The 26,313-nt window shown below is 67.4% G+C and carries 26 protein-coding genes and 1 pseudogene; 9 read left to right on the plus strand and 18 right to left on the minus strand.

What is annotated here, in order from left to right; all coding sequences use genetic code 11:
- Positions 1–155: 155 nt before the first annotated feature.
- From acs to B3E91_RS17935, 10 genes are all read right to left on the minus strand, one after another.
- Positions 156–2,111 carry an acetate--CoA ligase gene (gene acs / locus B3E91_RS17890; protein WP_287030787.1) on the minus strand — a complete coding sequence of 652 codons (1,956 nt, stop codon included), beginning with the start codon at positions 2,109–2,111 and terminating at the stop codon, positions 156–158.
- Between the two features lie 261 nt (positions 2,112–2,372).
- Positions 2,373–3,656, minus strand: a complete 1,284-nt coding sequence (gene dctM / locus B3E91_RS17895; RefSeq protein WP_286785529.1) for a C4-dicarboxylate TRAP transporter large permease protein DctM — start codon at positions 3,654–3,656, stop codon at positions 2,373–2,375.
- A complete protein-coding gene (locus B3E91_RS17900) occupies positions 3,656–4,285 on the minus strand; it encodes a TRAP transporter small permease (protein WP_286785530.1) in 630 nt (209 codons plus the stop codon). Before B3E91_RS17900 ends, dctM begins: the two co-directional genes overlap by 1 nt.
- Positions 4,286–4,352: 67 nt before the next feature.
- Positions 4,353–5,351, minus strand: coding sequence for a C4-dicarboxylate TRAP substrate-binding protein DctP (gene dctP, locus B3E91_RS17905; RefSeq protein WP_282344848.1), 999 nt, complete (start codon positions 5,349–5,351; stop codon positions 4,353–4,355).
- 363 nt (positions 5,352–5,714) lie between these two features.
- Positions 5,715–6,533 carry an HpcH/HpaI aldolase/citrate lyase family protein gene (locus B3E91_RS17910; protein ID WP_287030789.1) on the minus strand — a complete coding sequence of 273 codons (819 nt, stop codon included), beginning with the start codon at positions 6,531–6,533 and terminating at the stop codon, positions 5,715–5,717.
- An 86-nt stretch (positions 6,534–6,619) separates the two neighbouring features.
- Positions 6,620–7,825: a CaiB/BaiF CoA transferase family protein gene (locus B3E91_RS17915; RefSeq protein ID WP_287030790.1), complete on the minus strand. Its 1,206-nt coding sequence runs from the start codon at positions 7,823–7,825 to the stop codon at positions 6,620–6,622.
- Between the two features lie 128 nt (positions 7,826–7,953).
- Positions 7,954–9,306: an MmgE/PrpD family protein gene (locus tag B3E91_RS17920; RefSeq protein WP_287030791.1), complete on the minus strand. Its 1,353-nt coding sequence runs from the start codon at positions 9,304–9,306 to the stop codon at positions 7,954–7,956.
- Positions 9,306–9,701, minus strand: a complete 396-nt coding sequence (locus B3E91_RS17925) for a VOC family protein (protein WP_286785532.1) — start codon at positions 9,699–9,701, stop codon at positions 9,306–9,308. The genes B3E91_RS17920 and B3E91_RS17925 overlap by 1 nt, the downstream gene beginning before the upstream one ends.
- A 120-nt stretch (positions 9,702–9,821) precedes the next feature.
- Entirely contained in the window at positions 9,822–10,985 is a 1,164-nt protein-coding gene (locus B3E91_RS17930; protein WP_090230183.1) for an acyl-CoA dehydrogenase family protein, read from the minus strand.
- Positions 10,986–11,052: 67 nt separating this feature from the next.
- On the minus strand, positions 11,053–11,886 hold the full coding sequence (locus tag B3E91_RS17935) for an FAS1-like dehydratase domain-containing protein (RefSeq protein ID WP_287030793.1): 834 nt from the start codon (positions 11,884–11,886) through the stop codon (positions 11,053–11,055).
- A gap of 317 nt (positions 11,887–12,203) precedes the next feature.
- On the opposite strand from B3E91_RS17935, the gene B3E91_RS17940 reads away from it, so the two are divergent.
- Positions 12,204–13,142, plus strand: coding sequence for a LysR family transcriptional regulator (locus B3E91_RS17940; protein WP_287030794.1), 939 nt, complete (start codon positions 12,204–12,206; stop codon positions 13,140–13,142).
- Entirely contained in the window at positions 13,139–13,489 is a 351-nt protein-coding gene (locus B3E91_RS17945; protein WP_287030795.1) for a 4a-hydroxytetrahydrobiopterin dehydratase, read from the plus strand. The genes B3E91_RS17940 and B3E91_RS17945 overlap by 4 nt, the downstream gene beginning before the upstream one ends.
- Positions 13,490–13,496: 7 nt before the next feature.
- Here the strand turns inward: B3E91_RS17945 and bkdR are convergent, their stop codons facing one another.
- Complete coding sequence (gene bkdR, locus B3E91_RS17950) at positions 13,497–13,982, minus strand: Bkd operon transcriptional regulator BkdR (protein WP_090230193.1); 486 nt, start codon at positions 13,980–13,982, stop codon at positions 13,497–13,499.
- Positions 13,983–14,129: 147 nt separating this feature from the next.
- On the opposite strand from bkdR, the gene B3E91_RS17955 reads away from it, so the two are divergent.
- Positions 14,130–15,077, plus strand: a complete 948-nt coding sequence (locus tag B3E91_RS17955; RefSeq protein ID WP_287030796.1) for a DMT family transporter — start codon at positions 14,130–14,132, stop codon at positions 15,075–15,077.
- 10 nt (positions 15,078–15,087) lie between these two features.
- A complete protein-coding gene (locus B3E91_RS17960; RefSeq protein ID WP_287030797.1) occupies positions 15,088–15,351 on the plus strand; it encodes a transposase in 264 nt (87 codons plus the stop codon).
- A gap of 6 nt (positions 15,352–15,357) precedes the next feature.
- Here B3E91_RS17960 and B3E91_RS22340 read toward each other — a convergent pair whose 3' ends face one another.
- The 4 genes and pseudogenes from B3E91_RS22340 to B3E91_RS17975 form a co-directional block, all read right to left on the minus strand.
- A complete protein-coding gene (locus tag B3E91_RS22340; RefSeq protein WP_376747749.1) occupies positions 15,358–16,221 on the minus strand; it encodes a methyl-accepting chemotaxis protein in 864 nt (287 codons plus the stop codon).
- Positions 16,213–17,280, minus strand: a pseudogene (locus tag B3E91_RS22345) (methyl-accepting chemotaxis protein); the annotation flags it as partial. The gene B3E91_RS22340 and the pseudogene B3E91_RS22345, both read right to left, overlap by 9 nt.
- Before the next feature lie 133 nt (positions 17,281–17,413).
- Positions 17,414–18,391 (minus strand): nucleoside hydrolase, encoded by a 978-nt coding sequence (locus B3E91_RS17970; protein WP_287030800.1) that lies wholly within the window; start codon positions 18,389–18,391, stop codon positions 17,414–17,416.
- 120 nt (positions 18,392–18,511) lie between these two features.
- Positions 18,512–19,300, minus strand: a complete 789-nt coding sequence (locus B3E91_RS17975) for an AraC family transcriptional regulator (RefSeq protein ID WP_287030801.1) — start codon at positions 19,298–19,300, stop codon at positions 18,512–18,514.
- 86 nt (positions 19,301–19,386) lie between these two features.
- Here B3E91_RS17975 and B3E91_RS17980 point away from each other — a divergent pair, with 86 nt between their 5' ends.
- Positions 19,387–20,388, plus strand: a complete 1,002-nt coding sequence (locus tag B3E91_RS17980) for a bile acid:sodium symporter family protein (protein ID WP_287030802.1) — start codon at positions 19,387–19,389, stop codon at positions 20,386–20,388.
- Between the two features lie 15 nt (positions 20,389–20,403).
- On the opposite strand, the gene arfB is transcribed toward B3E91_RS17980, so the two are convergent.
- Complete coding sequence (arfB, locus tag B3E91_RS17985) at positions 20,404–20,817, minus strand: alternative ribosome rescue aminoacyl-tRNA hydrolase ArfB (protein ID WP_286785537.1); 414 nt, start codon at positions 20,815–20,817, stop codon at positions 20,404–20,406.
- A 178-nt stretch (positions 20,818–20,995) separates the two neighbouring features.
- Between arfB and B3E91_RS17990 the strand changes: the two genes are divergently transcribed.
- Entirely contained in the window at positions 20,996–22,051 is a 1,056-nt protein-coding gene (locus B3E91_RS17990; protein WP_287030804.1) for a metal-dependent hydrolase, read from the plus strand.
- Between the two features lie 747 nt (positions 22,052–22,798).
- Here B3E91_RS17990 and B3E91_RS17995 read toward each other — a convergent pair.
- A complete protein-coding gene (locus tag B3E91_RS17995) occupies positions 22,799–23,446 on the minus strand; it encodes a YceH family protein (protein ID WP_286785538.1) in 648 nt (215 codons plus the stop codon).
- 144 nt (positions 23,447–23,590) lie between these two features.
- Between B3E91_RS17995 and B3E91_RS18000 the strand changes: the two genes are divergently transcribed.
- From B3E91_RS18000 to B3E91_RS18010, 3 genes are all read left to right on the plus strand, one after another.
- A complete protein-coding gene (locus tag B3E91_RS18000; RefSeq protein ID WP_287030806.1) occupies positions 23,591–24,367 on the plus strand; it encodes an AraC family transcriptional regulator in 777 nt (258 codons plus the stop codon).
- A 97-nt stretch (positions 24,368–24,464) separates the two neighbouring features.
- A complete protein-coding gene (locus B3E91_RS18005; RefSeq protein WP_090230219.1) occupies positions 24,465–24,638 on the plus strand; it encodes a DUF1427 family protein in 174 nt (57 codons plus the stop codon).
- A 19-nt stretch (positions 24,639–24,657) separates the two neighbouring features.
- Entirely contained in the window at positions 24,658–25,617 is a 960-nt protein-coding gene (locus tag B3E91_RS18010) for a quinone oxidoreductase family protein (RefSeq protein ID WP_287030807.1), read from the plus strand.
- Positions 25,618–25,642: 25 nt separating this feature from the next.
- On the opposite strand, the gene B3E91_RS18015 is transcribed toward B3E91_RS18010, so the two are convergent.
- The gene (locus B3E91_RS18015) at positions 25,643–26,275 is read right to left on the minus strand and encodes a DsbA family protein (protein WP_287030808.1); all 633 of its coding nucleotides are present in this window, start codon (positions 26,273–26,275) and stop codon (positions 25,643–25,645) included.
- Positions 26,276–26,313: the final 38 nt, after the last annotated feature.

A 26,313-nucleotide genomic window follows, 5' to 3' on the forward strand; every position in this document is an offset into this window, starting at 1 on the left:
AGGGCCCGAGGGCTCTGGAACGCGCCTGTGCCCGCTGCGGGCGAGAGGCGGTAACCGCCATGGCGTTTCGATTCGCCACCGCCCGGGCAGGCGGTGACAGCCGAAATGAAAACGCCCCGCCCGACGGAACCGGGCGGGGCGTCGTGGCCAGCGGGTCAGGCGACCTGCATGGTCTTGTGGGTGTTGATCAGGTGCTCCACCACGCTCGGATCGGCGAGGGTGGAAATGTCACCCAGCGCGCCGTATTCGGCCGTGGCGATCTTGCGCAGGATGCGCCGCATGATCTTGCCCGAGCGGGTCTTCGGCAGGCCCGGCGCCCACTGGATGACGTCCGGCACGGCGATCGGACCGATCTCCTTGCGCACCCAGGCCTTGAGCTCCTGGCGCAGCTGCTCGGAGTACTCCTCGCCACTGTTGAGGGTGACGTAGACGTAGATGCCCTGCCCCTTGATGTCGTGCGGCACGCCGACCACGGCGGCTTCCGCGACTTTCGGGTGGGCGACCATGGCGCTCTCGATCTCGGCGGTGCCCATGCGGTGACCGGAAACGTTGAGCACGTCATCCACGCGGCCGGTGATCCACCAGTAGCCGTCTTCGTCGCGGCGCGCGCCGTCGCCGGTGAAGTACATGCCCTTGAAGGTCTTGAAGTAGGTGTCGACGAAGCGGTCGTGGTCCTTGTACAGACTGCGCGCCTGACCCGGCCAGGAATCGATGATCACCAGGTTGCCCTCGGCCGGGCCGTCGATGATGTTGCCCAGGTTGTCCACCAGTGCCGGCTGCACGCCGAAGAACGGACGGGTCGCCGAGCCCGGTTTGAGCGCGGTGGCGCCCGGCAACGGGCTGATCAGCACCCCGCCGGTTTCGGTCTGCCACCAGGTGTCGACGATCGGGCAGCGGCTCTGGCCGACGCACTCGTGGTACCAGTGCCAGGCTTCCGGGTTGATCGGTTCGCCGACCGAGCCGAGCAGGCGCAGGCTGGAGCCATCGGCACCTTCGACCGCGGCCTTGCCCTGGGCCATCATCGCGCGGATCGCGGTAGGCGCGGTGTAGAGGATGTTGACCTTGTGCTTGTCGATGATCTTGGCGACGCGGGTGATGTCCGGGTAGTTCGGGATGCCTTCGAACAGCAGCGTGGTGGCGCCGTTGGCCAGCGGGCCGTAGACGATGTAGCTGTGGCCGGTGACCCAGCCGACGTCGGCGGTGCACCAGTAGACTTCGCCCGGGCGGTAGTCGAACACGCGCTCGTGGGTCAGCGCGGCGTACAGCAGGTAGCCGGCGGTGGTGTGCAGCACGCCCTTCGGCTTACCGGTGGAGCCGGAGGTGTAGAGGATGAACAGCGCTTCCTCGGCGCCCATTTCCTTCGGCGCGCAGACGCTGCCGGCCACTTTCATCAGGTCCTCGAACCAGATGTCGCGGTGCTGGTTCCACTTGATGTCGGCCCCGGTGCGCTTGCACACGATGACCTTCTGGATGCTGTTGGTTTCGGGGTTGGTCAGCGCGTCGTCGACGTTGGCCTTGAGCGGCGTACGCTTGCCGCCGCGCAAACCTTCGTCGGCGGTGATCACGACTTTCGACTTGCAGTCGATGATGCGGCCGGCCAGCGCTTCGGGCGAGAAGCCGCCGAACACCACCGAGTGGATCGCGCCGATGCGGGCACAGGCGAGCATCGCCACCACGGCCTCGGGGATCATCGGCATGTAGATGGTCACCACGTCGCCGCGATGGATGTCCTGCCCGCGCAGGGCGTTGGCGAACTTGCAGACCCGCTCGTGCAATTCGCGGTAGGTGATTTCCTTGTGCTCGGACGGGTCGTCGCCTTCCCAGATGATGGCGATCTGGTCGCCGCGCTCTGCCAGGTGACGATCCAGGCAGTTGTAGGACACGTTGAGGGTGCCGTCGGCGAACCACTTGATGTCGACATGGTGATCGTCGAAGGAGGTCTGCTTGACCTTGGTGAACGGCTGGATCCAGTCGAGACGCTTGGCCTGCTCGCGCCAGAAGCCATCCGGGTTGATGACCGATTGCTGGTACATGGCCTTGTAGGTGGCTTCGTCGGTCAGCGTGTTGGCTACGACCTCGGGACTGACGGGATAAAGAGAAGCGGCGCTCATGGACTAGGACCTCGGTAGATAGTTGTTTTTCTATGGTGTCTTTGTATCCGCCGGGCGCCCCCGGCAACCATTCGACCATTGTCTTACCGGGTTAAGACAATGGTCGCAGATGGCTGCCGGCGTCCGGAAAAAGGCCGTTCGGGCGTGCAGGGAAGAGGTTTCCGGGCGCCCATAAAAAACCCGTGCCGGAGGAGCACGGGTCAAGGGGAACATCGTTCGCGGGGGCATCGGCATCCGCGGGACACCGAAGCGCGCGGTCGCTCAGGTCATCCCGAGCATGTTCGGCAGGATCAGCGAAATCGCCGGGATATAGGTGATCAGGCCCAGGAAAACCATCAGCAGCAGCAGCCAGGGCATCGCCGCGCGGATCACCGCGGTCACCGGCATTCCGGTCACCGCCGAGGTGACGAACAGGTTGAGGCCCACCGGCGGCGTGATCAGGCCGATCTCCATGTTCACCACCATGATGATGCCCAGGTGGATCGGATCGATGCCCAGGTGCACGGCGATCGGGAAGAGGATCGGCGCGAGGATCAGGATCACCGCCGACGGCTCCATGAAGGCACCGGCGATCAGCAGCACGATATTCACCACCAGGAGGAACATCCAGGGCTGCAGCCCGGCCTCCATCACCCAGCCGGTGATGGTCTGGGGAATCTGCTCGGTGGTCAGGACGTGGGCGAAGAGCATGGCGTTGGCGATGATGAACATCAGCATGATCGACAGTTTGCCCGACTCCAGCAGCACCTTGGGCACTTCGCGGAACGTCATGTCCTTGTAGACGAACAGCGCAATGAAGGCCGAATACACCGCCGCCATGGCCGCCGCCTCGGTGGGCGTGAACATTCCGGAATAGATGCCGCCGAGGATGATCACCATCAACAGCAGACCCCAGATCGCCTTGCGTGCGGCGGTGAGCCACTCGCGGAAAGACGCGCGCGGCAACGCCGGCAGGTTCTTCTTCACCGCGATGATGTAGATCGCCACCATCAGCACAACACCGAGCAGCAGCCCAGGCACCACGCCGGCCATGAACAGCTTGCCGACGGAGGTTTCGGTGGCCGCGGCGTACACCACCATCACGATCGAAGGCGGAATCAGGATGCCCAGGGTACCGGCGTTACACACGATGCCGGCGCCGAACGCCTGCGGATAACCGGAACGGACCATGCCGGCGATGGCGATGGAGCCGACCGCGGCCACGGTGGCCGGTGAGGAACCGGACAAGGCGGCGAACAGCATGCAGGCCAGCACAGCGGAAATTGCCAGGCCGCCACGGATGTGACCGACGCAGGCGTTGGCGAAGTCGATGAGGCGGCGCGCCACGCCACCGGTGGTCATGAAGGCGCCGGCCAGCAGGAAGAACGGAATCGCCAGCAGCGTGTAGTGCTCGGAGGTCTCGAACAGCTTGATCGCCAGCGAGCGCACCGAGTCCGGGCTGAACAGCAGGATCGTCATGGAGCCGGCCAGGCCAAGGGAAATGGCGATCGGCACACCGATGAACATCAGCAGGAACAGGGCCACGAAAAGGAAGAGGATGGTCATTACTTGACCTCCTCGTGTTCGGCCAGCTTGAGCGCATCGGCGGCTTCGTCGGCGAGGCCGAGCCCGGTCTGCTGGTCACGCAGGATGCGCACGAGGATCTCGACGAAACGGATGAACACCAGAGCGAAACCCACCGGAACCACCAGACCGATCATCCATTGCTGGATGCCGAAGTGGCCGAGGTCCTCGGCGCCGATGCCCGCGGAGTAAAGGGTTTCGGTCCACTCGAAACTGGCCTCGGCGAACAGGCCGGTATAGGCGAGACAGCACAGGCAGGCGATCACGCCGAGTACTTTCTGCGTGCCGCGCGAAGTCAGCTTGACCAGCGCATCGATGCCGATATGGCCGCCGGTACGCACGCCGTAGGCGATGCCGAGGAAGATCAGCCAGGCGAACAGTGCGCGAGTGGCGGCGCTGCTCCAGGTCATCGCCTGGGCACCGCTCATCACGCTGTCGCCCAATGCGAAGAAGAAACCGCTGGTGGCTTCCCAGCGATCACCGAGGGAATACAGAACGGTGTAGAGGTTGTTCATCACGACGTAGAAGAACGTCACCAGGGTCATGGCAGCCAGCAGGAAGGCAATGATGGCCTCCTCCAGGCGCGCCCAGAATCGCATCAGCGTTTGCATTAGAGTGCTCCGCGGAAAGACTGCGAGAGGGATGGCCGCCGCGCCCGGGCGCGGCGGCCATGGCGGATCAGGATGCCTTGTTGGATTCTTCGGCGGCCTTGATCAGATCGGCGCCGATCTCGCCCTGGAATTTCTCCCAGACCGGACGCATGGCTTCACGCCACTCGGCACGCTGCTCGGGCGTCAGCTGGATGATCTCGCTGGTCTTGGCGTCGATGATCTTCTGCTTGGAAGACTGGTTCAGCGCCTCGGCCTGCTTGTTCACCTCGACCGACACCTCGGCCATGATCTCTTCGAGTTGCGGGCGGATGTCATCCGGCAGCCCTTTCCAGAACTTGGCGTTGGTGATCACCATGTAGTCGATCAGGCCGTGGTCGGACTCGGTGAAGTACTTCTGTACCTCGTTCACCTTCTGGCTCTCGTAGTTCGACCAGGTGTTCTCGGTGCCGTTGACCACGCCGGTCTGCAGGCCCTGATAGACCTCAGCGAAACTCATCTTGCGCGGGTTGGCGCGCACCGCCTTGAACTGCTCCTCGAGCACGCTGGAGGCCTGCACGCGGAACTTCAGGCCACGGGCGTCCTTGGGTTCGCGCAGCGGCTTGTTCGCCGACAGTTGCTTCATCCCGTTGTGCCAGTAGGCCAGGCCGAGGATGTTCTTGTCCTCCATCGAGGTCAGCAGTTCCTTGCCCTGCGGGCCGTGCTGGAAGCGGTCGACCGCAGCGATGTTGTCGAAGAGGAACGGCAGATCGAAGATCTGCACCTTCTTGGTGTACTGCTCGAACTTGGCCAGCGAGGGCGCCAACAGTTGCACGTCGCCCAGCAGCAAGGCCTCCATTTCCTTGCCGTCGCCGAACAGCGACGAGTTCGGGTAGACCTCCACCCGCACCTTGCCTGGCAGGCGTTCTTCCGCGAGCTTCTTGAACAGGTTGGCGCCCTGCCCCTTCGGCGTGCCGTCGGCGACCACGTGGGCGAATTTGATGACGATGGGATCGGCCGCCTGGGCAAAGCCGGACACACCGAGGGCGAGCGTGGCGGCGCAGAGTAGCGCCTTGGGGAGCTTGAGCATGAAATCACCTTTTATTGTTTTTGGAGTGTTGGATAAAGCATCCACCGCGAACGATAGACCCAAGCCGTGGAAACGGCCCGGATGCAATCCAGTAGCAGGAGGAAAGGCCCCTGGCTACTGGTTCACCGCTCGACGACGGAGACCTTTTCCAGCAAAGCGATGAGCAGGTTGCATAACGTGGCGCGTTTCGTAAATTAGCTTTTTTATAATCCGGCGTTCGTCATTCGCGAACACTAATCCGAGCGTCGTCAGCGCGATGGCGAAGTGCCCGGTTTCCGCGCACTCCAGCGCTGCGCACATATCCCGTTACATCAAAAGCAGCAGCGCACTACCGACCAAAGTCTTAGTGCGCCGTAGCGCTACTCAGGGCCTGGCGAACGCCAGCAGCCTTTGTGCACGGGCCAATACGGGCGCATCGACCATCTGTCCGTCGACCTGATAGGCCCCCGCGCCGCTACTGCCGGCGTCGATGACCCGTTGCGCCCAGGCCAGCTCCTCGGCGCTGGGCGCCAGCGCCTGGTGAATCACCTCGACCTGCCGGGGATGAATGCACAACGCGCCGGCGAAACCCATGCCAGCCGCCAGGCGGATCGAGGCACGCAGCCCCTCGGTATCGCCTATGGCCGGATGCACGCCGTCCAGCGGCGCGGCCAGCCCGGCGCCGCGCGAGTGCAGCAGCACCGCGTAGCGCGCCTGGTCGAGCACGCGTCCGGCGCCCTCGCTGCCGCTTTGCAGGTTGAGGTCCAGAGCCAGGTCCAGGCCGCCGAACGACAGGCGCTCCACACCCGGCGCGCCGGCGATATCGGCCAGCGCCAGCAGGCCGCGCGCGCTCTCGATGATCGGCCACACCGGCTTGCCGACGGCGGCCACCGCGGCCACCTGCGCGGCGCTTTCCACCTTGGGCAGCAGCACGCCGACTACGCCCGCCTGGGCCTTGCAGAACGCCAGGTCGGCGGCGTGCTCGGCGTGTTCAGGGGCGTTCACCCGCACCAGCAGGCGCACGCCGGGTTCGGCCGCGAGGAACGCCGCCAGGTTGTCGCGCGCCTGGCGCTTGAGCGGCTCCTCGACGGCGTCCTCGAAATCGACGATGACGGTATCGGCACCACTGGCCAGCGCCTTGGCGAAACGCTCCGGGCGACTGCCGGGCACGAACAGTGCCGTGCGAAGGGGGGATGGACTCATGGCTCTTCTCTTGTTGTGGCGGGGAGCGTGGCACTCCCCGGTCCTCTCCCGCGGGAAGAGGGATCGTTCGGAGGACGCGGCGTCTACTAGATGACGCCGCTGTCGCGCAGGCGCTCCACCTCGTCGCTGGAATAACCCAGCCCGGCGAGGATCTGCGCCGAATGCTGGCCGAGGCCGGGCACGGCGTCCATGCGCGGGCTGAAGGCGTTACTGCGCCCCGGCGGCAGCAGCGACGGGAGCGTGCCCGCCGGGCTGTCGATCTCGCGCCAGCCGTCGCGCGCCTTGAGCTGCGGATGAGCCCAGACACCGGCCATGTCGTTGACGTGAGCGTTGGCGATCTGTGCCTGCTCCAGGCGCTCGATCACCTGCTCGGCGCTGAGTTTGGCGAAGGACTCGACGATGATCCCGCGCAATTCGGCGCGGTTGGTCGAGCGCTTGAAGTTGGCCGAGAAGCGCTCGTCCACCGCCAGCTCCGGCTGCAGCAGCACCTTGTCGCAGAACGCCGCCCACTCGCGCTCGTTCTGCAGGCCGAGCATCACCGTACCGCCGTCGCCGGCCGGGAACGGGCCGTAGGGGTAGATCGTCGAGTGCGCGGCGCCGGCACGAGGTGGCGGATTCGCCCCCTGGTAGGCGTAGTACATCGGGTAGCCCATCCACTCCACCAGGCTTTCCAGCATGCTCACGTCGATGCGGCTGCCCTGACCGGTGCGACCGCGCAGCAGCAGCGCGGAAAGGATGCTGCTGTAGGCGTACATGCCGGCGGCGATGTCGGCGATCGAGCAGCCGGCCTTGGCCATTTCCTCTTCGCCCGGCCCGCCGGTGACGGACAGGAAGCCGCCCTCGCTCTGGATCAGCAGGTCGTAGGCCTTCTTCTTCTCGTAGGGGCCGCCCTCGCCGTAGCCGGAGATGTCGCAGACGATCAGCTTCGGGAAGCGCTCGTGCAGCGCCTCGAACGACAGCCCCATGCGCGCCGCCGCGCCGGGTGCGAGGTTCTGCACCAGCACGTCGGCGTCCTGCAGCAGGGCGTCGAGGATCTTCGTCGCATCGTCCTGCTTGAGGTCCAGGCTCAGGCTTTCCTTCGAGCGGTTGGTCCAGACGAAGTGCGAGGCCAGGCCATTGACGCGCTCGTCGTAGCCGCGGGCGAAGTCGCCTACGCCAGGGCGTTCGACCTTGATCACGCGGGCGCCGAGGTCGGCCAGCTGGCGGGTGCAGAACGGCGCCGCGATGGCGTGTTCAAGGCTGACCACGGTGATGCCGTCCAGCGGACGCGGGTTGTGTGCGATGTCGTTCATGTCCGGTTCCTGTGTTTCTTGTTTGTGGCGGCGCCGGCCGCTCGGTGGATCGATGAAGCGCGATCCACCCTACGACTCGTTGGTGATCGCGGCGCCCGTAGGGTGCGCCCTGCGCACCGATCCGCGACTCAGGCCAACACGCCGAGGTCGTCCAGCTCGCGCAGGCGCCAGACCAGGGCGATCAGCGCGTCGGCCTGCTCGGGCGAACGCGCGCCGGCGAAGGCCAGCAGGCGGCGGAACTTGTCTTCCAGTTCGGGACGGCTGAGGGTGTTGCCCGGATCGCCCTTCGGCTCGTCGATAGCGGCGGCCAGCCGGCGCCCGTCGGTGGTGGTCACCTCGACCCGGCCGAGCCAGCGCGCCGGGTAGGCGCCGTCGACCTCGGGGTCGAGCTGCATGCTGACCTTCTCGCGGAACGCCGAGACGTTCGGGTCGGTCAGCGCCAGGGTGTGGAATTCGGTGAGCTGCGCCTTGCCGTGCACGGCGATCAGGCCCAGCACCGTGCCCATGGAAAACTTCGCCTGGTGCACGGTCTGAGGCACCACCACGCGACCGAGCACGTCGATGGCGCCCTGGTGCACGCGGGTGGTGACCTGCTCGATCTGCTCATGGCTGAGCCCTTCGCGCTGCATCAGCTGCAGCAGGGCGTCGGCGGCCGGATGGGTGTGACGGCAGGAGGCGTGGAACTTGAACGAGGTCTCCACCAGCGCCCAGCGGCTACCGAGGCGGTCGGACAGTTTGCTCGGGTCGGCATCGCTGGACATCCCGGCGGCCATGCCCTGCTCGCCTTCAAGGATGTTGCGCGCGCCGGTCAGGCCGTCCTCGGTCAGGTAGGCGGCGAGCAGCCCGTCGGCGGCGGCCTTGGCCGTGTGCAACTGCTTGGAGTCCGCCGCGTCGCGGAGGAACTCCCAGAGCCCGGAGGCCTGGGTGCCGGCGTTGCCGAGCAGGTTGACGAACTGTTCCTGGTCGAACTCCAGCAGCTTGCCGACCGCCACCGCCGCGGCGAGGGTGCCGACCGTGGCCGTGGTGTGGAAGATGCGGTAGTGCGAGCGGCCCATGAATTCGCCGATGCGGATGCCCGCCTCGTAACCGGCAAGCGCCGCCAGCAGCAGCGCGCGGCCGGACTTGCCACGGTCCTGCGCGGCGGCCAGCACGGCGGGGAACACCACCGTCGCCGGGTGCAGCACCGAGCTGTTGTGCAGGTCGTCCTGCTCCACCAGGTGCGAGCTGGCACCGTTCACCAGGGCGGCGAAATACGCCGAGCTGCGGCTCCCGTCGACCAGGATGTTCGCCGGGCCGCTGGCCGGGCCCATCTTCTGCGCATAGCGCTCGAACAGCGGAATCGGGTGCGAGCCCTGGCTGGCCAGCGCCGAGCCGAGCCAGTCGAGGAACAGGTCCTCGGTGCGCGCCAGCACGGCGTCGGGCACGTCTTCATACGCGAGATCGGCCAGGAAGGCGGTCAGTTGCCGGGTGTGTTCGCTCATTATTTTTGTCCTTCGTCCAGCGGATTCGAGAGTTCGATCAGGTTGAAATCGGGGTCGCGCACGTAGACCGAGCGGATCGGCTGCGTGGCGCCGGTGCGTCGCACCGGCCCTTCGAGGATCGCCACGCCTTGCGTTTCAAGGTGCGCGATGACCTCCTCCAGCGGCGTGGCGACGATGAAGCAGAGGTCCGCCGAGCCCGGCGTCGGGCGCTCGGCCTTGGGCTCGAATTCCCTGCCGGCCTGGTGCAGATTGATCTTCTGCATGCCGAAACCGAGCGCCTTGCGCCCCTCGCCGAAGGTCACTTCCTGCATGCCCAGCACGCGGGTGTAGAAATCCACCGTGACGTCGAGGTCGGCGACGGTGAGTACCAGGTGATCCAGGTGGTCGATGTGCATCGTTGATCTTCCGTCCAGGCGGTCAGTGGCGCGGTGGTTGGTGGGCTGAAGCCCACCCTACAAAGAGGGTCCGGCGTAGGGTGGGCTTCAGCCCACCAATCTTCAGCCCACCGCCCCAGGTCAGAACGAACGCGGCAGTTCGAGCAAATGCTCGGCCACGTAGGACAGGATCAGGTTGGTGGAGATCGGCGCCACCTGGTACAGGCGCGTCTCGCGGAATTTGCGCTCGACGTCGTACTCGTTGGCGAAGCCGAAACCACCGTGGGTCTGCAGGCAGGCGTTCGCCGCCTCCCAGCTGGCCTTGGCCGCCAGGTACTTGGCCATGTTGGCCGCCGCCCCGGCATTGATGCCGCTGTCGTATTCGGCGCAGGCGCGCCAGCGCATTAGGTCGGCGGCCTCGATCTCGATGTGCGCCTCGGCGATGGGGAACTGCACGCCCTGGTTCTGCCCGATCGGCCGGCCGAATACCACGCGGTCGCGGGCATAGGCGCTGGCCTTTTCGATGAACCAGCGACCGTCGCCGATGCACTCGGCGGCGATCAGCGTGCGCTCGGCGTTGAGCCCGTCGAGGATGTACTTGAAGCCCTTACCCTCTTCGCCGATCAGGCTGCTGGCGGGAATCTCCAGGTTGTCGAAGAACAGCTCGTTGGTCTCGTGGTTGACCATGTTGGCGATGGGCTGCACGGTCAGGCCGTGGCCGATGGCTTCGCGCAGGTCGACCAGGAAGATCGACATGCCTTCGGACTTTTTCTTCACCTCGGCCAGCGGCGTGGTGCGCGCCAGCAGGATCATCAGGTCGGAATGCTGGATGCGCGAGATCCACACCTTCTGCCCGTTGATCACGTACTTGTCGCCCTGGCGCACCGCGGTGGTCTTGATCTTGGTGGTATCGGTGCCGGTGGTGGGTTCGGTGACGCCCATCGACTGCAGGCGCAGCTCGCCGCTGGCCAGCTTCGGCAGGTAGTAGCGCTTCTGCTCCTCGCTGCCGTGCCGCAGCAGGGTGAACATGTTGTACATCTGCCCGTGAACGGTGCCGGAGTTGCCACCGCAGTGGTTCACCTCCTCGAGGATCACCGAGGCCTCGGCCAGGCCGAGGCCGGAGCCGCCGTATTCCTCGGGAATCATCGCCGAGAGCCAGCCGGCCTCGGTCAGTGCCTTGACGAAGGCTTCGGGAAAGCCCTTTTCCTCGTCGATCTTGCGCCAGTACTCGGCGGGGAACTCGGCGCAGAGCGCGCGCACGCCGTCACGGATGGCATTCAGTTCGTCCTGGTCGTAGGTCTTCATAGCGTCCTCTTGTTCTTGTCGGGCGCACCGGCGCCGATCGGATGGGGCGTCGTCACGGATGGACGGATTACGCCGGGTCGAATTCCACTTCCGCGCTCTGCGCGATGCCACCGGCGTTGCCGGCCCACAGCTCGGCCTTGCCCGGCGCGACGATGCGCCCGCCGACCTCGAACGGCTGCGGCGCGATCAGCGGACGAACGCCGCGGTAGGCGAAGCGGCGCAGGCGCGCCTGCGGGTTGGCGCGGCAGAACGCGCGCAGGTTCAGGGTGGCGATCATCGGGCCGTGCACCACCAGGCCGGAGTAGCCCTCGGTGCCGGTCACGTAGGGGAAGTCGTAGTGGATGCGATGGCCGTTGAAAGTCACCGCCGAGTAGCGGAACAGCAGGGTCGGCGTCGGCTCCACCGATTCGCTCCAGTCGCCCGCCGACGGCAACTCGCCGCTGGCCGTCTTCGGGGGCGTCGGTTCGCGGTAGACGATGTCCTGCTCCTCGCGGATCGCCAGGCGGCCATCCTGCGAGTAATCATGGCGCACGGTGACGAACAGCAGCGCGCCGGTACGGCCGTGCTTTTCCTCAATGTGGGTGATGGTCGATACGCGCCCGGCTTCGCCGCCGGCACGCAGCGGCTCGTGAAACTCAAGACGCCCGCCGGCCCACATGCGGTTGCGGTTGTCGGCCGGCGGCAGGAAGCCGCCGCGTGCCGGATGGCCATCGCCGCCGAGACTGCTTTCGGCGATCGGCTCCTGGAAGAAGCACCACTGCCACAGCGGCGGCAGCGCCTCGCCGTGGGCCGGCGTCGGCTCGCCGAAGGTGGCGGCGATGCGCTTGAGCAGGTTTCGGCTCAACTGATCGTGAGCCTCCTCGGTACGCCCGATCCAGGCACTGAAAGCAGAATCGTTCATGGGTGAATTTCCGCAGCGGTTATTGTTGTGGGCGGATCATGCTGCGCGACCGGCGTTCTGAGAATTTGCAATTACGTATACCAGCGTTCGGTTATGCTGAACGCAGTGCCGCGTTTGAGCGGCACACACCGTAGGGTGGGGTTCAGCCCACCAATACTCGCCCGCGACTTACCGCGTGGGCTGAAGCCCACCCTACGAACAGAACCCGTGGGCTACCGATTTACCGCAGGGCGGGCAACGGTGGGCTGAAGCCCTCCCTACGGACTGTTGTCAATTCGCGAGCACCCGACCTTGCGTTCTACGAGGGAAAACAGCGCATGCATTTCGATCTGGCCGACCTGCGGCTGTTCATCCACATCGCCGAATCGCCCAGCCTGACCCAGGGCGCGCGCCGCGCGTTTCTTTCGCCGGCCGCGGCCAGCGCGCGGATCAAGGCTCTGGAAGGCCAGCTCGGCAGCCGCCTGCTCTATCGCGACAGCCGTGGCGTAGAGCTGACCCCCGCGGGCGAGCGCCTGCTGCAGCACGCGCGTCTGATCATGCGCCAGGTCGATTACCTGAAGAGCGAGTTCGCCAGCAACGGCACCGAAACCGCCGGGCACATCCGCATCTACGCCAACACCACGGCGGTGACCGAGTTCCTTCCCGAGGTGCTGGCGCGCTTCCTCGCCGAGCGCCCGGCGGTCACGGTGGACCTGCAGGAAAAACTCAGCCGCGACATCGTCCGCGGCGTGCTCGACGGCGCTGCCGACCTCGGGATCATCGCCGGGCCGGTGGAAGCGACCGGGCTGCAGGTGCTGCATTTCAGCACCGACCACCTGGTGCTGGCGGTGCCGCTGGGCCATCCGCTGGCCAGCGAGCAGCGCGTCACCCTGCGCCAGACGCTCGCCTACCAGCACATCGGCCTGCACGACGGCAGCACCCTGCTCAGCTTCCTCCGCGACCACGTCGAGCGCCTCGGCGAAACCCTTTCACTGCGCATCCAGATGTCCAGCTTCGAGGCGATCTGCCGGATGGTCGAGGCCGGCGTCGGCATCGGCATCATTCCCGAATCGGCGGCGCGCCGGCACAGCCGCACCATGCAGCTGGCGACGGTGGAGTTGGACGAACCCTGGGCCATGCGCGAGCGCAGCATCCTGGTGCGCGAACTGGAGGCGCTGCCGGGTAGCGTGCGTGCCCTGATCGCCACCCTGCGCCCGGACGTTGTGCTGCCGCCGGTGTCCGAAATCGCGGACAACCTGATCACGGAGCAACCATGAACGACCTTGGAAAACTGCCCTGCGAAGCCTGCCGCGCCGATGCGCCAGCCCTCGACGAGCAGGCGATTGCGGCCCTGCATGCACAGCTTCCGGGCTGGTCCCTGGTGACTCGCGACGGGGTGCGGCAACTGGAGCGCGACTTCGCCTTCGCCGACTTCAAGGCGGCGCTGGCCTTCGCCAATGCCATCGGCGAACTGGCGGAGGCGGAAAACCATCATCCGGCGCTGCGGGTCGAGTGGGGCAAGGTGCGGGTCAACTGGTGGACCCACAAGATCCACGATGTCCACCGCAACGACTTCATCCTGGCGGCACGGTGCGACGAGGCGTTCGCGCGCCTCGGCGCCTGATGCGCAGTCAGGCCAGGGTCAGGCCATTGGCCGGCAGCGGCAGCGCGGTCTTGTAGAGCACCTGCTTGAGCGCGAAGCTCGAGCGGATGTTGGCCACGCCCGGCACCTTGGTCAGGTGATCGAGGATGAAGCGCTCCAGCGCCTGGATGGTCGGCACCAGCACCCGCAACAGATAGTCGGCGTCGCCGGTCATCAGGTAGCACTCCATCACTTCCGGCCGCTCGGCGATCGCCTGCTCGAAACGCTGCAGCGCGTCTTCCACCTGCTTCTCCAGGCTGACGTGGATGAACACGTTGACGTGCAGCCCTAGCAGGTCCGGCGCCAGCAGCGTCACCTGCTGGCGGATCAGGCCGAGTTCCTCCATCGCCTTGACCCGGTTGAAGCACGGCGTCGCCGACAGGTTCACCGAGCGGGCCAGCTCGGCATTGGTGATGCGGGCGTTCTCCTGGAGGCGGTTGAGAATGCCGATGTCGGTGCGGTCGAGCTGGCGCATGAGAGAGATATTCTCCGCAAATAAGATTTTGGAGAGTGAATATCTTCAAAAAGCCATAAGCGCAATGAATTTGAGAAAAACTCTCCCCTCGGGGAGTAATAAAGTTTTCTCCAGCCACGCCAACCCTAGCCGCGCTGGAGGATATCCATGGCCCAATCTCGCAACGCCTGCACCGCCGCCCCGGACGCGCGCCGTGCGCTGTTCTCCACCCGCAGCAAAGGCGTCGCCCTGCTGCTGGTGGCGATCCTGATCTGGGGCGCGAACTGGCCGGTGATGAAGACCGGCCTGGCGCACGTCACGCCGATCTGGTTCTCGGCCACCCGCTTCGTCCTCGGCTGCCTGTGCCTGTTCATCTTGCAGATCGTCACCGGCACCCTGCGCCTGCCGCGCCGCCGCGACCTGCCGCTGATCGCCAGCGTCGGGCTGCTGCAGATGCTCGCCTTCACCGTGCTCGGCGCCATCGCCATGCTCGACATCCCGGCCGGGCGCTCGGCGGTGCTCGCCTACACCACGCCGCTGTGGGTGACGCCGGCGGCGATCCTGTTCTTCCGCGAACGGCTTTCCCCCCGCCAGTTGGCCGGCACCCTGCTCGGTGTGCTGGGCGTCGCCGTGCTGTTCAACCCGCTGGCGCTGGACTGGAGCGACGGCCGCCTGGTGAAGGCCAACCTGATGCTGCTCGCCGCCTCGTTCTGCTGGGCGCTGTGCATCCTTCACCTGCGCCACGCGAAGGGCAGCGCCAGCGCCTACCAGCTGGCGCCCTGGCAGATGCTCACGGCGAGCGTGCCGCTGCTGGCGATCGCCTGGCTCGTCGAGGGGCCGTTCAGCGGCGATGGATCGCGCACGTTCTGGCAGGTGGCGTTGTTCGTCGGCCCGCTGGCGACGGCCTTCTGCTTCTGCGCGGTGAATGCGGCGAGCATGTGGCTGTCCACCACCAGCATGTCCTCGGCGATGCTCGGCGTGCCGGTGGTCGGCCTGCTCATGGCGGTGATCTTCCTGGGCGAAAGCCTCAGCCTGACGCTGGTCGCCGGCGTGCTGGCGATCGTCGGCGGCATCCTGCTGGTGACCGTCGCGCCGCGCGCCGACGGCGCACGCTGAGGGCGAAGCCATGCGCAAACCGCGTTTCAGCGACGAGCAGATCGCCGTGATTCTCGCCGAGGCGGCGGCCGGCGTGCCGGCCGCCGAACTGTGCCGGCGCCACGGCATGTCCGACACCACCTTCTACACCTGGCGTAGCCGGCGCTGGCAGCAGGACGAGCGGAAATCCGGCTGCGCCGAACTGCGCCGTGCGCTGGCGCAGCAACAGGAGCAGATTCGTCGCCTGCGGGCATGCCTGGAGAACCACGCCGGCGGCGAATCGATCAGCGGCTGAGCCGCTTCAGACGCGGAAATGGCCGACCATGGCCTGCAGCTGCCCGCCGAGGCGCGCCAGTTCGACGCTCGACTTGGCGATTTCCTCGCCCGCCGTGGCGGTCTGCTCGGAAATGTCGCGCACGTTGACCACGCTGCGGCTGATCTCCTCGGCCACCGCGCTCTGCTGCTCGGCCGCCGCGGCGATCTGCTGGTTCATCGACTGGATGTTCGACACCGTGCCGGTGATGTTTTCCAGCGCGCTGCCGGCCTTGCGGCTCAACTCCACGCTGGTATCGGTGACCGCGCGACTGCCCTGCATGATGGTGGCGACCTGTTGCGTGCCCTGCTGCAGGCCGGCGACCAGCACCTCGATTTCCTCGGTGGAGTTCTGCGTGCGTCGCGCCAGGGCGCGCACCTCGTCGGCGACCACGGCGAACCCGCGTCCGGCCTCGCCGGCCCGCGCCGCTTCGATGGCCGCGTTGAGCGCCAGCAGGTTGGTCTGCTCAGCCACCGCCTTGATCACGTCGACCACGCTGCCGATCTTGTTGCTCTCCGTCTGCAGCACGCCCATGGCGTCCGAGGAGCGCACCACTTCCTGGGCCAGCCGCTCGATCTGGGCGATGGCCTCGATCACCACCCGGTCGCCCTCGCGGGCTTCGCCATCGGCCTGCGAGGCCGCCAGCGAAGCCTGTTCGGCATTGCGCGCGACTTCCTGCACGGTGGCGGACATCTCGTGCATGGCCGTGGCGACCTGGTCGGTCTCGATCTTCTGCGTATTGACCCCGGCGGCGGTCTGCTCGGTCACCGCGGACAGCTCTTCGGCCGCGCTGGCGATCTGGGTGACGCCGTCGCGAATCCCGCCGATCAGCTCGCGCAGGGTCGCGCCCATGCGCTGGATGCCCTGCTGCAGCACGCCCAGTTCGTCGCGGCGCTGGACGACGAGGCTCTGCGCCAGGTCGCCGGCGGCGATGCGCTCCACCGCGGCCAGGGTATCGCGCAGCGGACGGGTGATCTGACGGGTGATGATCCACGCGGCGAGCACGCCGAAGAGCACCGCCAGCAGCGCCGCGACGATCTGCACGCCACGCGCCTGGGCGCTTTCGGCGTCGCGCCGGTCGACCTGCAGCTGGGTCAGACGCTCGTCGTACCTGACGATCTCCTCCGCCTGTTCGGTCAGTTTCCCGCGCACGTCGACGAGGTCGGCGTTGGCCTTGACGAAGGCCAGCAAGGCGTCGTGGTAGGCGCCCAGCGCGCTGTCGATCTGGGTGACGAGCTGCGGATGGTCCGGGCCGAACACCGCCTTGAACGCGGCGAACGCGCGCTGGGTGTCGTCCAGCTGGGTCATCGCCGTGCGCTCGGTGTCGGCAGTCGGATTGCCGGTGTAGCCGCGCACCTGGTAGCGCACCATCTGCCAGTCTTCCCGGGTCTGGGTGATCGAGCGGAACTGCGAAAAGCGGCTCTCGTCGTCACCGGGCAGCTGCAACACCTGGGCGTTGATGGTCTTGATCGCGTCGTTGATCCTGAGCGCATTGTCGCCCATCGTCAGGCGCGCCTGCTGGGTGGCCTTGTACGACTCGCGCATCAGGTTCAGCGAACGCTGGTAGTCGGCGATCACGGCCGACTGCTGCTCCAGCAGGCGCGTGCTCTCCGGGCTGATGAAGAGTTCGTGGATCTTGTCGTGGTCGCGAAGGTAGGTGTCCAGCGCGCGCTGTACGGCGGCGGCGGCCTTCTCGTCGCCGTTCGCCAGCATGTACTGCAGGCGGGCGATGCGCAGCGCCGTCAGCGCGTCGCCGAGCCGGTTGATCTGGCTCATCGCGTTGCTGCGTTGAATCACGCTTTCCAGGCTGTTCCAGCCTGCCGAGGCGAGGATTACGGTAAGGATCAGCACCACGCCGAAGCCAAGTCCCAGCTTGCGTGTGACGCTCAGGTTGTCGAGCCAGCTCTTCATGAACACTCCCAAAGATTTCGATTTTCGATTGTCGGTAATCGCTGGAATTGTTCTTGTAAGCCAGCAGCACGCAGAAGCCGCTGTCACGGCCGCTTGGTTGACACTACGCGGCGACCGGGCGCCGCCACGGCGCTCAGGCCGGCGCAGGCGCCGGCGGTATCGCGTTCCCGGCGGTCAGCACCGCCTCCATCCAGTCCTCCACGGCGGCAGCGTCGACGCCCAGGCAGACCTCCACCGGCGGCGTGCCGCTCCAGCGCTCGCTGACGAACTCGCGACCGGCCTCGGCGAACACCGTCTGCCCCTCGGCGATGCCCTCGGTGACCACGTTGAGGTGCCCGCGCACACTACGGAACAGCTCCGGCCGTCGCAGCCAGGCCACCGCGCAGCTGTCGTGCGGGCAGCAGCCATCGCGGCCGAGAAAGGTGCGATAGAAGCCCGCGTAGAACTCGAAGGCGCGCGCCAGGACCGGTCCCAGGCGCGGCTGCGCATGGGCGATACGCGCCATGCGCGGCGGGTCGATGAGGGTGCGGTGGGTGACGTCGAGGCCGACCAGCGTCAGCGGCCAGCCGGCGGTGAGCACACGCTGCGCGGCATGCGGGTCGGAGAAGATGTTGGCTTCGGCCAGCGGCGTGACATTGCCGCCCTCGCGGATCGAGCCGCCCATCACCACCACCCGCGCCACCCGGCCGGCCAGGTGCGGATCGAGTGCCAGCGCCTGCGCCAGGTTGCCCAGCGGACCGACCGCGACCAAGGTGATCTCGCCGGGGCGCAGGCGGGTCTGCTCGATGATGAACTCGGCGGCGTTCTGCTCGATCGCCCGCCCTTGCGGTTCGCCGAGGTTCTGGTTGCCCAGGCCGTCGGCGCCATGGATGTGCGCCGGAACCGGCAGCGGCTCCTTGCGCAGCGGCTTGCCGATGCCCCGCGCCACGGGCACGTCGACGCCGGCGTGTTCCAGCAGGAGCAGCGCGTTGCGCGTCGCCGTGTCGACGGAAACGTTGCCGAAGGTGGTGGTCACGCCGAGCAGCTCGATGCCCGGATCGGCGAGGATCAGCGCCAGTGCCTGGGCGTCGTCGATACCGGGATCGGTGTCGAAAATGATCGGAATGGGCACACGGCTCTCCAGGTGGGCGGACCGGCCGCGCGGGAAAATCGCGGATTCTACCGAGCGAGTCCGCATATGGCACGCATTAAGTCATATTGCCGGCGTCAACTTAATGACCACCGCCCAGAGTCAGATGTTGAAGAATTCCCCCGGCGTGCAGCCGAAGTGCTGGCGGAAGGCGGTGATGAAGGCCGAGGTGGATTCATAGCCGCAGCTCAGGGCCACATCGGTGACCCGTTCGCCATTCTCCAGCGGTGCCAGCGCGTGCAGCAGGCGCAGACGCTGGCGCCAGGCGCGGAACGACAGCCCGGTCTCGCGCAGGAAGATCCGCGACAGGGTTTTTTCCGACACGCCGATGCGCGCCGCCCAGTAGCCGAGATCGCGCCCGTCGGCCGGGTCCGCCTGCAGGCTCTCGCAGAGCACCCGCAGGCGCTCATCCACCGGCAGCGGCAACGACAGGCTGACCTCCTTGGCCTGCCGCAACTGGTCCAGCAGCACCTGTACCAGGCGGCCGTCGGCGCCCTCCTCGGCATATTCGCTGGGCAGCGCGGTGAAGCTGCGAATCAGCTCGCGGGTCAGCGGCGAGACCTCCACCACCTGGCAGCGCGCCGGCATCCAGGGCGCCGCCGATTGTTCGATGTAGAGGCTGCGCATCTCCGCGCGGGCGTTGCTGCCGACCTGATGCTGCAGCCCGGCCGGGACCCAGATCGCCCGTTGCGGCGGCGCCACGTAGCTGCCCTCGGCAGTGTGCACGCCGAGCACGCCCTGGATCGCATAGGAAAACTGCACCCAGGGGTGGCTGTGCGGCGCCGACCAGGAATCGCTGCCGAGGGATTCCACCCGCGCGTAGACCGGCCTCGGCAGCCTTTCCAGCTGCGGAATCTCACGCGGAACGGTGGAATGTCCGTTTGGCGGCATATTCTGGCTTTCTAGCGTTAGTCGGAAGTTTCCCCGAGGCGTAGAGTCGCAGACCTGATCAACCCACGCCACCGCCGAGAGATTCCATGGCCCGTCCTCGCCTGCTGCCCGACAACCTCACCCTCGCCCTGATCGCCACGGTGATCACCGCCAGCCTGCTGCCGTGCAGCGGCTCGGTCGCCGAGGTGTTCCACTGGGCGACCACCTTCGCCATCGGCATGCTGTTCTTCCTCCACGGCGCCAAGCTGTCGCGCGAGGCAGTGCTCGCCGGCTTCCTGCACTGGCGCCTGCACCTGCTGGTGCTGTGCTGCACCTTCGTGCTCTTCCCGCTGCTCGGCCTGGCGCTGAAACCGCTGCTCTCGCCGCTGGTCACGCCGCAGCTGTACCTCGGCATCCTGTTCCTCTGCGCGCTGCCGGCCACCGTGCAGTCGGCCATCGCCTTCACCTCGCTGGCGCGCGGGAACATCCCGGCGGCGGTGTGCAGTGCCTCGGCCTCGACCATGATCGGAATCTTCCTCACCCCGCTGCTGGTGCAACTGATGCTCGGCGTGCAGGGCAGCAACGGCGGCCTCGACGCCATCGGCAAGATCGTCCTGCAGCTCTTCGTGCCCTTCGTCGCCGGCCAGCTGGCACGTCGCTGGATCGGCCGCTGGGTGGATGCACACAAGGGTTCGCTGAAGTTCTTCGACCAGGGCTCGATCCTGCTGGTGGTCTACACCGCGTTCAGCGAGGCGGTCATCCAGGGGCTCTGGCAGTCGATTCCGCTGCCGGCGCTGGCCGGGCTGCTGGTGTGCTGCTGCATCCTGCTGGCCCTGTCGCTGGGCATGACCACGCTGCTCGCGCGCAAGCTCGGCTTCTCCAAGGAGGACGAGATCACCATCGTCTTCTGCGGCTCGAAGAAGAGCCTTGCGAGTGGCGTGCCGATGGCCAACGTCCTGTTCGCCAGCAGCGCGGTGGGCGCGATCATCCTGCCAGTGATGCTGTTCCACCAGATCCAGCTGATGGTCTGCGCGGTGCTCGCGCAACGCTACGCGCGGCGTGCGGCCAGCGCAGCGGCTGGGGCGGAGACCACCCAGGCACGCGCCTGAACGCCGTGAAGCCGATCAGACATCCACCCGCCCGCGCCCGGCCTTGATCGCGCCGCGCTTGGCCTTGCCCTCCAGGCGGCGCTTCTTCGAGCCGAGGGTGGGTTTGGTCGGGCGGCGCTTCTTCTCCACCTTGCCGGCGTCGCGGATCAGCTCGGCCAGGCGCTCCAGGGCGTCGGCGCGGTTCTGTTCCTGGGTGCGGTACTGCTGCGCCTTGATCACCACCACGCCCTCGCCGGTGATGCGACTGTCGCGCAGCGCCAGCAGGCGTTCCTTGTAGAACGGCGGCAGGGACGACGCCTGGCTGTCGAACCGCAGGTGCACCGCGCTGGAGACCTTGTTGACGTTCTGCCCGCCAGCGCCTTGAGCGCGGATCGCGGTGAGTTCGATCTCGTCATCGGACAGGTGGACGGCGTTGGAGATTTCCAGCATGGCGGGCGTTCGTCGTTGGGCGGGTGACTACCCTACCTCAGACCGCGACTCCTGACCTTCGATCCGCGCGCAACGCCGCGCCGAAGACATCCGCGGAAACCTTTTCCAACGATCCGTTGCCCACCGCACGGGCGCCGATGGATTACCGTGGCGGCCAAGATCGGCGAACGAGGCAACCATGGATTCGATAACCCAGGCGGTACTCGGCGCCACGCTCCAGGCCGCCCTGCTCGGCCGCTGGCAGGGACGCAAGGCGCTGCTCTACGGCGCCGCCCTGGCGACCCTGCCGGACCTCGACGTGGTGATCGATTATGGCGACGCGGTGGCGGGAATGACCTACCACCGCAGTTTCAGCCATTCCCTGCTGGTGCTGACCGGCCTGGCACTGGCGCTCACCCTGCTGCTGCGCTGGCGCCCGCATCCCGGTTATTCCGCCGGGCGGCTGTTCGTCACGCTGTGGCTGGTGCTTGCCACCCATCCGCTGCTGGACGCCTTCACCAGCTACGGCACCCAGCTGTTCTGGCCGTTCACGCCGACGCCGACCGCCTGGTCGACGGTGTTCATCATCGACCCGCTGTACACCGCGCCGCTGCTGGTGGCGGTGATCGGCGGGCTGGTCCACGGCCTGCGCGACAAGCCTCCGCGCCTGCCGCTGCTGGCGCTCGCGCTGTCCAGTCTGTACCTGGGATTCACCGTCGCCGGCAAGCAGATGGCCGAGCAAGCGGTGGAGAAGGAACTGGCGCGCCAGGGCATCCACGCCGACGCGCTGTTTAGCGGGCCGACACCCTTCAACAGCCTGCTCTGGCGGGTCATCGTGGGCGACGGGGCGGATTACCACGAGGCGGTGGTCGGCTGGTTCGACCGCCAGCCGCCGCGGATCGAGCGCTTCGCCCGCGGCACCGGCTTGCGCGCCGTGCTGGCCGATTCGCCGCAGGAAAAGCGCCTGGAATGGTTCACCGGCGACTGGCTGCGCTACGACGAGATCGACGGCCAGCTGATCGTCACCGACCTGCGCCTGGGCATGACCGGCTTCCATCCCTTCCGCTTCCCGCTGGCGGAACGCCGCGACGGGCAGTGGCAGCTGATTCCCTACGTCGAACGCCTACCGATGGAGCGTGGCGGCGCGGCGCAGATGAAGCTGATCTGGGCACGCATCTGGCAGCAGCAACCGCCGCTGCCGCTGCGCGAATGGGCGGAAACGCTGAAGCAGACGAGTCGCCCTGTTGGAGCGTGAGCCCTGGGCGCCACGCTGCTGCGGTATTGGTGCGCGCGGCGCACCCTACGGAAGCATCGGCTCCCGACCTCATCGCGCGAAGTGTCGCACCGTAGGTGCGCCATGCGCACCGCTGCCTTTGGTGCGCGCGGCGCACCCTACGAAAGCATCGGCTCCCGACCTCATCGCCCGAAGCACCGCACCGTAGGGTGCGCCATGCGCACCGGCACCTTTGGTGCGCGCGGCGCACCCTACGAGAGCATCGGCTCCCAACCTCATCGCGCGAAGCGTCGCACCGTAGGGTGCGCCATGCGCACCGGCACCTTTGGTGCGCGCGGCGCACCCTACGAATTGCATTGGCATTCCGACAGCATCGCGCGAAGCACCGCACCGTAGGGTGCGCCATGCGCACCGGGCGCCTTTGGTGCGCGCGGCGCACCCTACGAAAGCATCGGCTCCCGACCTCATCGCGCGAAGCGTCGCACCGTAGGGTGCGCCATGCGCACCGGCGCCTTTGGTGCGCGCGGCGCACCCTACGAATTGCATTGGCATTCCGACAGCATCGCCAGGCGCACCCTACGAAAGCATCGGCTCCCGATCTCATCGCGCGAAGCACCGCACCGTAGGGTGCGCCATGCGCACCGGCGCCTTCGGTGCGCGCGGCGCACCCTACGAAAGCATCGGCTCCCGATCTCATCGCGCAAAGCACCGCACCGTAGGGTGCGTCACGCGCACCGACGCGGTGGCACTGCGCCCCGGAGGGCCAGGTCAGCCTTCGAGCCGCGCCAGGCGCTCTTCCAGCGCGGCGACGCGGGCTTCCAGTTCGGCCAGGCGTTCGGCCTGACCACCCCGAGCGGTGGAGGATTCGCCGCCTTCGGCGCGCGCGGCGATGATCGCCTGCAGCTCCTCCGGGTCCACCAGCAGGTGCATGAAACGCTCCTCGCGCTGGCCGGGCTGGCGCTGCAGCTGGACCGCCATCTGACGTGAAGCCAGGCGTTCGAGATGATGCTGGACCTGCCCCACATCCTCGAAATCGTGCATGCGGCCGCTGCGCGCGAGCAGCTCGCCGAGGGTCTGCGGGCCACGCAACAGCAGCAGGCCGAGCAGCACCAGTTGCGGCGCGACCAGTCCGAGGGTCTTGTCCGCGCGCTGTTCCCAGCGGTCGGCGCGGCTGCCCATCACCAGGCGCACCAGCCCGCGCCCTTCGAGGCTACGCAGGGCCTGGCCGACCTGGCCGGGGGTCAGTTCCATCACCGGCTCGCGGCTGGTCTTCTGGTTGCACGCGAGAACCGCCGCATTGAGGGTCAGTGGATAGCTTTCCGGGGTGGTGAGCTGCTTTTCGATCAGGCTGCCGAGCACGCGCGCTTCGGCGGCGTTGAGGGGTTCGACGGGCTGGATGTCCGTTTCTTCGGTCATTGCGGGCGCTCTCCGGTTGAGGGTTGGGGCGAAGTTTACCGGCTTCACGGCCTCCGGCAGAGGCGCTTTTCGCCAGGTTCGCAGGCGTCGCCAGCGCCCGTGCTTCTTGGCTAAGATGCCGACGCCTCCACCCTCGAGCATGCCATGGCCCGCGCCACGCCCCCCGACCTGAACAGCACCAGCAAGCCCCTGCGCGGGCTGGCGCGCAGCTATCCGCGCGGCCTCTACATCGAGCCGCACCAGCACGCCTGGGGCCAGGTGCTCTACGCGATCTCCGGCGTGATGTGGCTGGAGACCGAACGCGAGGCGTTGCTGGTGCCGCCGCAGCGCGCGGTGTGGCTGCCGCCGGGGGTGACGCACGGGATTCGCGTGGTCTCCGAGCTGGAGATGCGCAACATCTACCTGCGCCCGACGCTGGCCGAGGCGCTGGAACCGCAGGTGCGCATCGTCGAGGTCAGCCGCCTGCTGCGCGAACTGGTGCTGGCGCTGGTCGAGCAGGAGCGCGAGGACGAGCCAGGCTACTACGAGGCGCTGGCCAACCTGGCCCTGCTCGAACTGCGCCGCGCGCGGCATTCCTGGTTGCGCGTGCCACTGCCCGACGACGCCGACCGCCGCCTGCTCGGCCTGTGCCAGGCGGTGATGGCGGCGCCGTCGCTGGAGATTTCCTTCGAGCGCCACGCCGAACAGGCCGGCGCCAGCGTGCGCACCCTGACCCGCCTGTTCCAGCGCAGCCTCGGCCTGGGCTTCGCCGAATGGCGCCGCCAGGTGCAGCTCGCCACCGCCGTCGCCGCGCTGATCCAGGGCACGCCGGTGAGCACGGTGGCGCGTTCGCTGGGTTATCAGCCGAGCAGCTTCAGCGACATGTTCCGCCGCGAACTGGGCGTGGCGCCATCGGACTACCTGCGCCGCGATGGCGACTGAGCGGCGAGATTGGCCGATAGGCAGAAGCCTATGGCCGGAGCGTGACAGCGCGCCTGCATAGACTGGCCGCCATCGCCCACGCCACCCGGAGGTTTCGATGAACTACCTGATCTCGCTGCTAATCGGCCTGGGTGTCGGTGCGCTCTACGCCCTGCTCGACTTCAAGTCGCCCGCGCCACCGGCCATCGCCCTGGTCGGACTGCTCGGCATGCAGATCGGCGAAGCCCTGCTGCCGCTGGGTCGCCAGTTTCTCGCCCAGTGGCTGCACTGACCCCCGAAGAGGAATCCCCATGAAAGCTTTGCAATTCGCCCGTACCGGCGACCTCGCCGCCCTCGAACTGCGCGACATCCCGCCGCCACGCCTTGCCGAAGGCGAGGTGCTGGTGCGCGTGGAAGCCGCCGGCCTGAACCCCAGCGACGTGAAGAACGTGCTCGGGCGCTTCCCCTACACCACCCTGCCGCGCGTGCCGGGTCGCGACTTCGCCGGCGTGGTCGTGGAAGGCGCAGGCGATCTGCTCGGCGCCGCCGTATGGGGCACCGGCAAGCCGCTCGGCTTCGCCCGCGACGGCAGCCACGCGCAGTTCATCGCCCTGCCCGCCAGCGGCGTGGCGCACAAGCCGCAGCGGCTTAGCTTCGTCCAGGCAGCGGCCCTCGGCGTGCCCTACACCACGGCCTGGGACGCGCTGGAGCGCGCCGCGGTCGACGCCGGCACGCGCTTTCTGGTGATCGGCGCCAACGGTGCGGTGGGCAGCGCCGCCCTCGCGCTGGCCAGGGCGCGGGGCGCCGAGCTGCTCGCCGCGGTGCGCAGGCCCGAGCAGGCCGATCGCCTGAATGCCGCCGGCATCCCGGCCATCGTGCTGGAGCAGCCGGAGCATCTGGGCGCCCAGGTACAGGCACATTTTCCCGGCGGCGCCGAGGTGATCTTCGATACCACCGGCTTCTGGCTGCCGGCGGCGGTTCCGGCCCTGGCGGATTTCGGTCGCATCGCGATCATCGCCGCGCCGGTCGACGGCCAGGTGCAGTTGCCCGCCCTGGCGCTGTATCGCCGCGGCGGCTCGGTGGTCGGGGTCAACTCGTTGCTGTACGACGCCACCCAGTGCGCGGCGATGCTGGAAGCGTTCGGCCGCCTGTTCGACGAGGAACGCCTGCCGCTGCCGACGGGATTGCGCGAAATGCCGCTGGAGCAGGGCCCGGCGGCCTACGCCGAGGTGAACGCCGGCAGCGCGGAGAAGATCATCCTGCGTCCCTGATGCCTCGGAAAGACCGGGGCGCGGATCAGCCCCGGACGTTGCGCTCCAGCCAGCGGGTCAGCAGCGGCGCCAGATGCTCCAGCGGCTGGTAGCCGTTGGTCAGCAGCGCCATCTGCCCGTCGTGCTCGGCGAGCAGCGTGGGGAACCCGGCGATGCCGAGGTTCTGCGCCCAGGCGAAGTCTCCGGCGGTCTGCTCGCGGATTTCCAGCTCGTCGAAAGCCGCGGCGAATTCGATCCGCGGGATGCCCGCACGCTCGGCCAGCTCCACCAGCACCGTCGGCAGGGTGACGTCGCGACCCTCCTGGTAGAAGGCGCGCTGGATCAGCTCCAGCAGCGGCCAGACGCTGTCCTCGTCCAGCTCGCGCGCGGCGACCAGCGCGCGGCAGGCCGGCTCGGTGTCGTAGACGAACCCGTCCGGCAAGCCCTCGTTGAAATTGAACAGTTGCCCGGTGGTGGCGTTCACCGCCTGCCAGTAACCCAGGGTGCGCACCCGCGCCGCCGGCTCCATCGTTGCGCGCTCGTGGCGCAGGCCGCCGACCACCAGATGGGTCGGCACGCCGGCGGCCAGCGCCTGTTCGGCCAGCGCATCGACCACCGGGGCGAACCCCCAGCACCAGGAACACATCGGGTCCATCACGTAGATCAGGCGAGCGGCCATCGGTTGCTCCGAATCGGGTCTGTGGAACGTCAGTCGGC

The sequence above is a fragment of the Pseudomonas sp. UBA6310 genome, from assembly GCF_002438225.1.
GTDB lineage: Bacteria > Pseudomonadota > Gammaproteobacteria > Pseudomonadales > Pseudomonadaceae > Pseudomonas_O > Pseudomonas_O kuykendallii.